The organism is Microcoleus sp. AT3-D2 (assembly GCF_036705715.1).
GTDB lineage: Bacteria > Cyanobacteriota > Cyanobacteriia > Cyanobacteriales > Microcoleaceae > Microcoleus.
The window spans coordinates 58,842-70,843 of sequence record NZ_JAUBVE010000029.1 but is presented as its reverse complement, the minus strand read 5'-3'; the positions used below and the strand labels follow the sequence as shown (position 1 = coordinate 70,843).

Here is a 12,002-nt window from a genome sequence, read left to right as displayed (position 1 = left end):
CTCGACTTTTTTTGACGCTTTTATTGATTTTAACTATTTTACACTTATTCGGATATTTACAAAACCGGGATGCTCCCGGCTTTCAATGCAGCATTTTTTATTTTCCTAAGCAATTTATGTTGCATGATAGTTTATTTGTGTTGCATGATAGTTTATAGGATTTTTCATAATCGGATTGACGAGCAGACTACCCTCAGAAGAATAATTAACATTTATAATGACAAAATAGCTTTTCTTACGACCGGATTCTGTACTAGCTTGGTAGTAGCATTTCGACTGTTTTTAAACGTTGTCGCCCAACGAGAATGGGTTGAACCAATGGAAATAGTAGCTGTAGGAGGAGCTATAATCGCCTCTTTAGCTGTCACTGGTATTCCATTACTTGAGATGAGTGTTTTTAAACCAAATAGAATCCTTGCTAAGTATCGCAAATTACAAGCAAGTTTAATTAAACCTTAAACAATTGCTCGCTTGTTTTACTCAGTTATTGAGGACTAAAGTCCTTACTAAAAACCTTTTTGTGACAGAATTTATCATTACGAACCTATGAATGATTTCCCTGATTTTTCCAACTACGGCTATCAAGTAACTCGCGAACTCGGACACAACCGCGCGGGCGGTAGAGTTACCTATCTCGCTACTGAAATTAATACAAAACGTTCCGTTGTTGTCAAACAATTTCAATTTGCCCAGACAGGTGCTAATTGGACCGAATATCAAGCTTATGAAAAAGAAATTCAGATTTTGCGAGAACTCGATAACCCCAACATTCCCCGTTATTTAGATTCTTTCCAAACTGCATCGGGTTTCTGCATGGTGCAGGAATACAAAAATGCTAATTCTCTCGCAAATTCCCGCCAGCAAACACCGCAAAAAACTAAGCAAATTGCTATTTCTGTGTTAGAAATACTCAAATACCTGCAAAATCGGGTGCCGCCTGTTATTCACAGAGATTTAAAACCCGAAAATATCTTAGTTGATGACAGGATGAATGTCAGCCTGGTCGATTTCGGATTTGCTAGAATCGGTGGGGGAGAAGTAGCCGCCAGCAGCGTTGTCAAAGGTACCTTGGGCTTTATGCCGCCCGAACAAATGTTCAACCGCCAGCTAACAGTCGCATCGGATTTATACAGTCTCGGCGCCACGCTAATTTGCTTGCTAATCGGCATCAATTCTACCGAAATTGGCAGCTTGATGGATGAGACGGGGCGGATTAATTTTAAACATCGCTTACCGCAGCTAACTCCAGAATTTCTTGACTGGCTGCAAAAAATGGTGGAACCAAATTTTAAACACCGCTATGCTTCCGCAGATGCGGCCCTCAACGCTTTGATTCCCCTCAATGTAGTTCGCCCGCCTAAAAAATCAAAACTTGCACTGATATCAGTCGGATTGTTGACAGCAAGTGCTGCTATTTTACTCCCATTTATTTTGAAATCTCAGGAACCTCAACAAGTAGTTAAATCCCAACCAGAAACCAGCAAACCGAAGTTAAAACCTGTGACTCAAGTGATGTTAACTAGCGAACTAAAATCGGATAAAATTATAGATTTTGTGTCTTTAAAAAAAACACATAAAGTCTATTTTGCTGTCAGTGTTACTAACTTTTCACCGGGAGAATATTACGGTACTTGTCGCGTATTTGACTCTCAAGGAAAATTGGCAGCCGACGGTCGATCTCATTTAAGAACAACGGCAGATAGACTAAATACTTGGTGCGGGTACAATTTTACAAAGGATGACAAGCCTGGGAATTGGAAGTTTGAATTTTATTTAGACAATCAAAGAATGACACAAAATAGTTTAAAGGTATTACCTTAAAATATTTGTACCGGGCGGGCAGTGAATTTCTGTGCCGTCAAAAGTTGGCTGTATCAGATTGAATTGATCCACCTCCTTTTCCGGCTCGCTTTCGCAGATTGCCGAAATAGTTATTAGTTGATTGCTAACATCTTTTTTGAAAGCAAATACTGCTCCTATATATACTGGACTGTAGTCTTTTTGGCGAACGGAATCCAGCTTTTTAGAAAATGCGATCGCGCTTTCAAATTGTGCTGGTTCGCGCTTATTCTCCAACGTTTGAACTGGGTTTATTAATAATGAGTCAATGTGGTAATAATATTGAGCTTTGCTGAGACCTTGTATAGCCAACCCTTCCAGGGAATCACTAAATTTGTTATTTTTTGCATAGTAATCTTCCTGCGCTTTATTGATCGAAGCCAGATCTGCTTGTAGTGCCGGAGATTTCGGACTACTTGAGATGACAATAGTATTGAGTTTGAAATTGTAAAAAGATGCTAGTATACCAGCCATAAAACCGCTGTAAATTACAGTCCGTACCAGCAAACTGGATAGTGAAACGCTGTATGTTTTACTTTTTTTATCTATATCTGCTGACATTTTTTTAGTGCCCTAAAATCTTGCTAAGTCTGTAGAGTGCGCGCCGCACACCCTACAGACTAGAAATTAAGCAGTTTCGTGCTGTTTGCGCCATGCGGGATGCCACAGCAATTCAGCAGTCGATCGCTTCTCGACCATTTCAGGAGTAATCATACAATTAGCCACATCCTTACGAGAAGGCAACTCGTACATGACATCGAGCATTAACTCTTCTAAAATGCTGCGGAGAGCTCTGGCGCCAGTTTTGCGACGATAGGCCTCCTGGGCGATCGCCCGTAGCGCTTCCGGCTGGAATTCCAATTCCACGCTGTCCATCTTCAACAGCTTTTGATACTGCTTCACCAGCGCATTCCGGGGCTCAGTCAATATCTGCATCAAAGCTGCTTCATCCAGCGGCGAAATCACCGTCACCACCGGAATCCGCCCCACAAACTCAGGAATCAAACCAAACTTAACTAAATCGTCCGGCTGTACCTGCTGCAAAATATCAGCGGCCCGCTTATCCTTCGCCGGCAAAGTTGAATTGCTGTCGCTTTCTGTGGGCTGAATAAAGCCCAAGGATTTTTTACCCAAACGCTGTTCAACTATTTTTTCCAAACCGACAAAAGCACCGCCGCAAATAAATAGAATTTTGCTAGTGTCAACTTGAATAAAATCTTGGTAAGGATGTTTGCGGCCGCCTTGCGGGGGCACGTTAACCACTGTTCCTTCCAACATTTTTAGCAGCGCTTGCTGCACTCCTTCTCCCGATACATCCCTGGTGATCGAAGTGTTTTCGCTTTTGCGAGCAATCTTGTCAATTTCATCAATATAAATAATGCCCCGCTGCGCCGCTTCAACATCAAAATCGGACATTTGCAACAGCCGCAGTAAGATATTTTCTACATCGTCGCCGACATATCCAGCTTCTGTCAGTGTCGTCGCATCGGCTACCGCAAAAGGGACTTCGAGCATTTGCGCCAAACTTTGCGCTAACAAAGTTTTGCCACAACCTGTGGGCCCGACTAGCAGGATGTTGGATTTTTGCAGTTCTACATCGCTGTCAGGGGAAGACTTGTCGCTATCTTTAGCTTGGTCAACGCTCAAGCGCTTGTAGTGGTTATAAACTGCTACAGAAAGGACTTTTTTTGCTGAATGCTGGCCGATGACGTGGTTGTCTAAATGCTGCTTAATTTCTGTTGGTTTCGGAATTTGAGCTAAAACAATTTTCGATTTATTCGATCGACCCGGACGCCGCGTTCCTTGTCCCTGAGACTCTCGCACCTCTGATTGGGGAATCTGTTGACCAATTGTTTTACTGGAGTCAAAAAACTCCTCCTCTAAAATTTCATTGCACAGTTCCACGCATTCATCGCAAATGTATACGCCGGGCCCAGCTATTAACTTGCGGACGTACTCTTGCGACTTGCCGCAAAAGGAGCATCTGAGATGAGAGTCATATTTTGACATATTTGCCTCTTAATTTACGGTTGCGGTTGCTTGTTTCGACTGGGGAAGTTGCCGCAGGAGTGACCTTAGCTTTGCCCTAGAAGGGTTTCCCGATCGGACACCCAAGCCAGTCAAGCTTCGCGATCTCTATTTCTAAGTTAACACTTTTGAGGCTTTAGTCATTAGTCATGAGTCATTCGAGCAAATTTAAATTTTTCATTTTCACTTGAAAATAAAGTGACCCGGGCTTACCATTTTTTGTATTCCAAAAATTTTCCAGACATAATTATTTTCACTCGATCGCCTTTTGGGTCTGCTTCTTTCTCGACATCCAAAGTAAAGTCGATCGCGCTCATAATCCCGTCACCAAATTTTTCGTGAATCACCGCTTTGAGTGGCATCCCGTAAACCTGCATAATTTCATAGAAACGATAAATCAGCGGGTCAACCGGAACCGAGTCCTCCAAAGAACCTTTTAACGGAGGTTCACAGAGAACCGCACCCGTCTCGCTATCTAGTCCCAAAGCCGAGACAATTTTTTCGGCTTCATCTTCAGATGCGGTTGCTTGACGGTAAATAACCGCCGCAATCCAAACTTCGTCGCGTCCCAAAACTTTTTCCAAATCTGCAAAACTAATTCCCTTAGCTTTTTTAGCCGCCAAAAGTTTTTCTGTAATTCCTGAAATTGCCATTAAATATTCTCCCCTTCACTTCTGTGTCAGATGTGAAATATTTCTCACATTTTGGGGATTTTGTCAATACCAAATTGAGAAAGAAAATCGAATTGATAGCTCGGAACTTCAGCAAAAGTTGGTCTCCTTAACCCCCACAACTCATACAATTTGAGATTTGAGATTTGAGATGTTAGATAGGCAATGACTTATGGCTACCAGGGTTGAGAGCTAATCAACAGTTGCATTCTTTTTGCCAACTGGTATCACAACCGCTAAATCCTAAAATAACTCATAACTGCCCTGGGGCAATGGTACAGTTGGCAGTATATGTAATAAAAGTTACACACGCAAAGGCATTGGGCATTCGGCAAACGGCTGAATTTTGATCGTGCTAGCCTGAAGCTCAATCCTCGCTCACGCAGCAACAGCCCCTTTACCACTCAAAACCGGCAACTGACAAAAGTATGGAGATTCAGACCAAAGATTACACGATCCAGTACGATCGCACTACGCAAACAGTCACCTGTAGCGGATCATTCCGACTCAGCCAGGTGGAAGAATACGCACCGATCGTCGATCTGCTCAACGAAGTGGCTGACTCCTGCCCAAACACGGTGACTCTAGACTTGCGAAAGCTAGAATTTTTAAATAGTTCTGGAATTAATATTGTCTCAAAATTTGTGATCAAAGTGCGCCAGCAAAAAAATATTCAAATCGCCATCAAAGGTTCTAAACAGATCCCCTGGCAGATAAAATCCCTGAAAAACTTGCAGCGGCTGATGCCTTCCTTGCACTTAGAATTGGAATAGTATCGAAAAAGGTAAACAGGAATCCCCGGCTAAGTCCGAGAACCAGGATGAGGGTGGCTGAAGTTAATCGGAATAAGTCATAGTTAAACTAGCACAAAACCCTAAAAAACTTCAGAACCGACTAAAAATTACCAATTTTCTATTGCTATGCAGGAAGAACCATCGACAGAACAGCTACTTTTCGACGTTCAGCGGCTGAGTGCGGAACTTGAAAACTTGAAGCGCGAAAAGGTTGACCTAGAACTTTTGCTGGAGACTACCACCGAACATTCAGATACGATGGAAGCTCACTTACTGAGCAAAGCTCAGTTGGCGCTGCGTTCAAGCGAAGAGCAGTTTCGGGCGATCGCCGCGGCAACTCCCGTGCCGATATTAGTTTCTCGCCTCTGTGACGGCTTAATTCTGTATGCGAACGCTCAATTGGCTTCTCTCCTGAGCATACCCCTAGAAAAATTGATCGGCTGCAGCACTCCAGACTTTTACTTCAACCCCGCCGATCGCCCAAAGGTACTTGAGGCACTTGCTAAAGAGGGATACCTGCAAAACTACGAACTCCAATGCAAAAAATCAGACGGCACCGCTTTCTGGGCGATGATCTCGGTTCAGTCGCTGGTGTTTAACGGCGAGCCGACAGCATTGTGCGCCTTGTACGACCTCACCCAGCGCAAGGAAGCAGAACAAACCCTCCAAGAGAGCGAAAAGCGGCTCCGCCGCCAGAGTTTGGCTTTGTTGCAGCTAGGTAGGCAAAGGACTCTCAACAGCGGTGCGCTGAATGTGGGAATTCGCGAAATTACCGAGGCTGCCGCCCGGACTTTGGATGTGGAAAAAGTCAGCGTCTGGCTTTACAACCATGGAGGATTTGGAACTCGCTACCCGACAGATCCCCAGCTAAATTTTACCGAGAGAGTGCTCGCCCAGAACCAAACAGAGGCACTCGATACAGAGACCGCTGCCCCAGAGCAACACGAGGGGGTGAATCATTCTAAGTTTAAAATCCCCAACCTCAAATTAGTTTGTCTCGACTTGTACGATCGCACCCAGGAGAATCATTTGAGCCGGGAGTCCATATCGGCAAGCGATTTAAATTTATCAATTTTAGATGTTGAAGGCGACGCACCGGGCGAAAATTTGCGATCGGACAATGGTTTAGAACCGACGACAAAGACTCAAAACTCTCTACAAACAAATTTGTCCCACTCATCTTCCCTAGCCGAACATTCCGCTGTGCTGCCAAATGCCAGCAAGCCGAATTCATCCATATTAAATGTAGCAATTAGGCTCGGCGGCCAGATCGTGGGCATCCTCTCTCTCGAACATATCGGCGTACCCCGCCAGTGGGCTCTGGAGGAGCGCACCTTCGCTGATTCTTTGGCAAATTTGGTAGCACTGGCGATCGAAGGATTTGAGCGCCAGCGAGCTCAGGAAGCCCTTTCCAAAGCCAAAGCGCAGCTAGAAATGACCGTCGATCAGCGCACCGCTCAACTCACCACTGCCAATAAACTGCTCCGCATCGAAATTGCCGAGCGCAAAAGAGCCGAAATAGCCTTGCAAGAAGCCTTACACAAAGCTGAAGCAGCTTCGAGAGCTAAAAGCACTTTTTTAGCCAATATGAGCCACGAGCTGCGGACGCCGCTCAACGCGATTATCGGTTACAGCGAAATGCTACAAGAAGAAGCACGGGAATCGGGACTCGAAGAAATCATCCCCGATACCCAAAAAATTTATAACGCCGGCAAACACTTGCTGACTTTAATTAACGATATTCTAGACCTTTCTAAGATAGAAGCCGGTCGGATGGAGCTTTATTTAGAAAAATTTGACCTCAGTAATTTAATAGAAGAAGTTGTTGCAACTTTGCACCCTTTGGTCGAAAAAAATCACAATCAATTGCAAGTTTCTTGCTCGGAAAATTTGGGAGTGATGTATGCAGATTTGACTAAAGTCCGGCAAATTCTGTTCAATTTGCTCTCGAATGCCCTGAAGTTTACCGAAGGTGGAACGGTGCTATTGAGCGCGAATCGGGAACCAGCAGGCGACAGCGATTGGGTTTATTTGCAGGTATCTGATACGGGGATTGGAATGTCGGCAGAACAGCAGCAGGGTTTGTTTCAACCTTTTATTCAAGGGGACGCTTCGACTACTCGCAAGTACGGAGGCACAGGTTTAGGATTGGCCATTAGCCGCTTGTTTTGCCAGATGATGGGAGGCGATATCACTGTTGAGAGTCAGTTGGATGTTGGCTCTACTTTTACGGTTCATTTAAAGGCAAAAGTTGATATTAGTTAGAAGCAAGTTGGGTAACTAGCAATCTAGGGGATTTAAGGGATTTAACGGGTGGGGGTTTTGCCAGGAATTGTGTACCGGATTTAACGGATTTAACGGATGGCAAAAGATGGAATAATTCTCCAATTACCCATTTCCCCATTACCAATTACCCATTACCAATTACCCATTCCCTTTTTTATTGTGACACCGATCGCGATCGACCTCTGTTGTCGATCACACAGTAGCATTTTTTTTCAGCCTAGAATACCTATATTATCCCAAAATTGTCCTGCAGGCACGATCGGGCGCCTCGCTGCATTCACAAGTCCCACCTCAACCTAATTAAGGCGGTGGGGGGTTGCTTCCAGAAAGGCAATTTGGTAAAAGTAATGCTATGGTCGCGAAGCAGTAGAAGGCAAAAGTTAACAGGAAATCAGGAAGTTTCAAAAGTCTCTGGACGCAGAAACACAATTCTGCTTTTTGCCTTCATACTGCTTCTACGGGCGAGATAGCACTGCTGCTGAAAGCAATGCACAATTTCTCAGAATCAAAGGAGTGCATCTACATGATTAAACCTTGCAGTCAACCGCTAAAAATAAACCCTTTTACTTGTTATCGCGATCCGGCTACAGGCAGGTGGACTACTGTAGTTACAAGTGTTCCAACCACTTGCGAAACAGACTCTAGTTTAAAAGCAGAAGCCGAAGGCGAAAATGAAGGTAAAGCAGAAACCATTCTTTCTGCTTCGCCTGCTGTCTCGGTGTCGAAAAAAGTCCTTTCTTTCTCCCTGCCTCCGTTTAAACACCGTGCCAAAAAATCTGCTGTTAGTGTCAGCAGGTAGCTATCGCAGGGGTCTAATCTAGTTTCCACGGTTAGTCCCCCGACGATCGCCAAACCAAACAAAACAAACTTATCCATAGCCTAAACTGCCAAAAAGCGATATACTGGCAGCAAACTTTCTCCCTCAATATCCGTGAAGTATTTGCTCGATCGCTGCCTCCACTTTGTATGGACAGACCGACCAATTCGCCAGCGGGGAACAATCATCGTTGCTATCCCCATTATTTTTCTGTTTGCTTCGCTGCTAGCAATTGCACGCCTCCGGCAGATTACCATACAGATAAGAGAGCGAGGAGATACTAATAGGGCAATACTTCAGGAAACTAACCGCTTGTTAACCCTCGTGGTGGATGCGGAAACGGGCATTCGAGGTTACGGGTTGACGAAGCGCCGCGCATTTCTCTCACCCTACTTAGAAGCCAAGAATAGTTTGCCTCCGCTGCTGGCTGAACTCAAGGTTATGGTTCAAGAAAACAAAGTGCAAGCTCAGCGATTTGAAGATATAAAAAAAAGTACCGAACAGCATATAAATTTCTTGCAAAACACTTTGAATAAGCTCGACAGTTCGGCAACAAGCGTGCAGTCGCCGGAAATAATTGAGGTGTTCACTCAAGGCAAAGTGAGGAGGGATAACCTTCGCGCAAAAATTAATGTGTTTGCTAATGCCGGCGAAGCCTACCAGAAAGCTCTAGATCAGCAAAGACGGGGTTTGATAGATTTCACTAATTTTGTGCAAGTTGCGGGTTTGCTTTTCGGCTGTTTGGGCGCAGGGGCTTCCTGGTATTTATTTGATGGTTTAGAGAAGGAATTGAGGAAGCGGGAAGCTGGCTTGGAAGAAAGTAAAAGTCGCATTCAAGCTGTGGTAGACAATGCGGCTGACGGGATTATTACTTTGGATGCACGGGGAAATATTGAGTCTTTTAATAGGGCAGCAGAAAAGATTTTTGGCGAGAAAGCCGATCGAATAATTGGCTCTAACCTGCGGCGGCTGATCGCTCAACCGCAGCCGTACAGCAGCGTGGGGGATTATTCGATCGAATATTTTGTGTTACATCCAGATACTACGCTGAAGACTTACCAGCAAGAAACAGTTGGAATTTGCCACGACGGAACTAAGTTTCCGATGGAGTTAGCTATCAGCGAAATGCGTCTGGCAAATCAACATTTGTTTATTGCGATTTGCCGCGATGCCAGAGGACGGAAACAAGCCGAGGAAACTCTGCGAAAGCAAGCGCAAATGCTGGATTTGGCAAACGATACGATCGCGGTACTAGACTTGAATGGGGCGATTTCTTATTGGAATTTGGGGGCGAAGTGGCTTTACGGGTGGCGGAAGTCGCAAGCAGTAGGAAAAAATATTCACAAGCTTTTACAAACAGAATGGGTCCAACCTTTTGAGGTAATTCAAAAAGTATTTTTCGAGAAGGGTTCTTGGCAAGGAGAACTGGTGCGAACTAAGAAAGACGGGACAAAAATAACGGTGGCAAGCCGATGGACTTTGCAGTACGACGATCAAGATCAACCGGTGGCTATTTTGGAAATTAGCAACGATATTAGCGATCGCAAGCGATCAGAAATTGCTTTAGCCCAAAGCGCGCAGCGGTTTCGCGCTACTTTTGAGCAGGCGGCCGTCGGCATGGCCCAAACGACTGTGGAAGGGAAGTTTCTGTTAGTCAATCAAAAACTTTGCGAAGTTTTGGGCTACAGCCGACAAGAATTGTTGGAGAAAAGATTTCAGGAGATTACTTGGCCTGGAGATTTGGCAAGCGAACTGGAACTTTTGCGCCAATTGTTAGCAGCAGAAATTGAAAATTTCTCTCTGGAAAAGCGCTACATCCGCAAAGACGAAGAGTTGGTGTGGGCAAACTTAACGGTTTCGCTGCTGCGAGAACAAGATGGCAGTCAATTTCTGATGGGTGTGGTAGAAGATATTAGGGAACGCAAACAAGCTGAGGAATCGCTGCGGTTGCGCGCTCAAGAATTGAGGGGGACGGCGCAAAATCTGGCTCAAACGACGAATGTTTTGAAAAAGCGGAATCAAGAATTAGACCAGTTTGCTTATGTAGTTTCTCACGATTTGAAAGCGCCACTCAGGGCGATCGCAAATCTCAGCAGTTGGATAGAAGAAGACCTCAGCGAGTCGATGACAGAGGATACTCTGCACCAAATGAACCTGCTGCGCGGCAGAGTTCACAGGATGGAAGGTTTGATTGAGGGACTGCTGCAATATTCCCGCGTCGGACGGATTCAAGTGCCTTCGGAAATGGTAAAAGTTGAGAATTTATTAGCAGAAATTATTGATTCGTTGGCGCCCCCGTCTGGATTTGAGGTGAAAGTTGAACCGGGAATGCCAACTTTTGTGACAGAAAAATTGCCGCTACAGCAGGTTTTTTCTAATTTAATTAGTAACGCAATTAAGCACAACCGAGCTGAATCGGGTCATGTAACAATATCGGTTAAAGAGTTAGATGATTTTTACGAGTTTTCTGTAGAGGATGACGGGCCGGGGATTGCTCCTCAATATCACGATAAAGTTTTTGTAATTTTTCAGACCTTGGAAGCTCGCGATAAAGTTGAAAATACTGGGATTGGTTTGTCGCTGGTGAAAAAAATTGTTGAAGGTCAAGGGGGCACTATTTCCATCGAATCTGCTGAAGGTGAGGGAGCAACTTTTCGGTTTACTTGGCCGAAGCAACCTATTAGCCAAGACGGAAAATAAAACAACTTTAAAGGTAGGATGTTTACGGCTCACCGCGCTCCAAAGAGTAAATGTAGGGTACACCCAAACTACCAAGAACCCGATAGCGACTGTTTAAACTGCATCACAACGGATTTCGATGATAAATCCATCAGGATCGTAAAAGTAAATGCCGCGTCCTGTAGCGCGAGTGACGGGGCCGCTATCGATCGCAATTTGATTTGACTGTAGCACTTCCAGAGCGCGATCGAACAAATCCGGCTCGATATCGAAGGCTAAGTGGTTGGCGCGGGTAAAAGCTTTCTCCGGGTCTGGGTTTGGCGGTTCCAAGTCTGGCTGCCAAAATAAGTCAATAACAGTACCGTCTGGGGTAACGAAATTAGCGACTTTACCAGCGGCTACCATTTCTGTTAAAGTTGCGGGAATTTCTGCACCTGTTAGTTCGTGCAGGCCGAGAATTGTACCGTAGAAGTGGCGGGAAGCTTTCATGTCACGCACGTTTAAAGCGATATGGTGAACGCGGCGCAAATTCCCCGGCGCGAGGGCAATTTTGACGTTGTTTTCCGTAGTTTGCATGATTGTCAATTGCGAATGTTAAAATTGAAAGCCCTTTAATTTATTCAGATCGTCTGCTGTAAAATAAACATTTTAACTTGGTAGTCAAGACTGGAACCCTCCGATTTCTATTAGGTTAGGACTGAAGTCCTCACTACAAAGACTTTAATTCGGGTTGTGCGATCGCACATCATATCGATTAGTATTATTTTTCTTTAGGAAACGATGCCATGCCTACAAATAGCATAGCCAGACCACCTGCCAAAATTGCGAAGGCAAGTAAACCTACCACTAAATCTAATCCCGATGTATTTTCCATTAAATTAAACTGTT

At 44.6% G+C, this 12,002-nt stretch carries 10 protein-coding genes; 5 read left to right on the top strand and 5 right to left on the bottom strand.

Translation table 11 applies throughout. The features are described 5' to 3' along the window. The first annotated feature begins 318 nt into the window (after nucleotides 1-318). Both QUB44_RS14755 and QUB44_RS14750 read left to right on the top strand, forming a co-directional pair. A complete protein-coding gene (locus QUB44_RS14755; protein WP_333368628.1) occupies nucleotides 319-459 on the top strand; it encodes a hypothetical protein in 141 nt (46 codons plus the stop codon). Nucleotides 460-546: 87 nt separating this feature from the next. Then, a complete protein-coding gene (locus QUB44_RS14750; RefSeq protein ID WP_333368625.1) occupies nucleotides 547-1,821 on the top strand; it encodes a serine/threonine-protein kinase in 1,275 nt (424 codons plus the stop codon). On the opposite strand, the gene QUB44_RS14745 is transcribed toward QUB44_RS14750, so the two are convergent. The 3 genes from QUB44_RS14745 to cynS all read right to left on the bottom strand — a co-directional run bounded on the left by QUB44_RS14745 (nucleotide 1,813) and on the right by cynS (nucleotide 4,520). Continuing rightward, complete coding sequence (locus QUB44_RS14745) at nucleotides 1,813-2,400, bottom strand: type IV pilin-like G/H family protein (protein ID WP_333149016.1); 588 nt, start codon at nucleotides 2,398-2,400, stop codon at nucleotides 1,813-1,815. The genes QUB44_RS14750 and QUB44_RS14745 overlap by 9 nt on opposite strands. Nucleotides 2,401-2,466: 66 nt before the next feature. Next, a complete protein-coding gene (gene clpX, locus QUB44_RS14740) occupies nucleotides 2,467-3,849 on the bottom strand; it encodes an ATP-dependent protease ATP-binding subunit ClpX (protein WP_006631585.1) in 1,383 nt (460 codons plus the stop codon). Nucleotides 3,850-4,076: 227 nt separating this feature from the next. Continuing rightward, nucleotides 4,077-4,520, bottom strand: coding sequence for a cyanase (gene cynS, locus QUB44_RS14735; RefSeq protein WP_333161395.1), 444 nt, complete (start codon nucleotides 4,518-4,520; stop codon nucleotides 4,077-4,079). 446 nt (nucleotides 4,521-4,966) lie between these two features. Between cynS and QUB44_RS14730 the strand changes: the two genes are divergently transcribed. Further along, nucleotides 4,967-5,311, top strand: a complete 345-nt coding sequence (locus QUB44_RS14730; protein ID WP_333161394.1) for a slr1659 superfamily regulator — start codon at nucleotides 4,967-4,969, stop codon at nucleotides 5,309-5,311. A gap of 147 nt (nucleotides 5,312-5,458) precedes the next feature. After that, the gene (locus tag QUB44_RS14725) at nucleotides 5,459-7,597 is read left to right on the top strand and encodes an ATP-binding protein (protein ID WP_333368621.1); all 2,139 of its coding nucleotides are present in this window, start codon (nucleotides 5,459-5,461) and stop codon (nucleotides 7,595-7,597) included. 591 nt (nucleotides 7,598-8,188) lie between these two features. Here QUB44_RS14725 and QUB44_RS14720 read toward each other — a convergent pair. Then, nucleotides 8,189-8,494 carry a hypothetical protein gene (locus QUB44_RS14720; RefSeq protein WP_333368618.1) on the bottom strand — a complete coding sequence of 102 codons (306 nt, stop codon included), beginning with the start codon at nucleotides 8,492-8,494 and terminating at the stop codon, nucleotides 8,189-8,191. Nucleotides 8,495-8,549: 55 nt separating this feature from the next. Here QUB44_RS14720 and QUB44_RS14715 point away from each other — a divergent pair, with 55 nt between their 5' ends. Then, the gene (locus tag QUB44_RS14715; protein WP_333368615.1) at nucleotides 8,550-11,135 is read left to right on the top strand and encodes a PAS domain S-box protein; all 2,586 of its coding nucleotides are present in this window, start codon (nucleotides 8,550-8,552) and stop codon (nucleotides 11,133-11,135) included. A gap of 93 nt (nucleotides 11,136-11,228) precedes the next feature. Here QUB44_RS14715 and QUB44_RS14710 read toward each other — a convergent pair whose 3' ends face one another. Continuing rightward, the gene (locus QUB44_RS14710; RefSeq protein ID WP_333368611.1) at nucleotides 11,229-11,690 is read right to left on the bottom strand and encodes a VOC family protein; all 462 of its coding nucleotides are present in this window, start codon (nucleotides 11,688-11,690) and stop codon (nucleotides 11,229-11,231) included. Nucleotides 11,691-12,002: the final 312 nt, after the last annotated feature.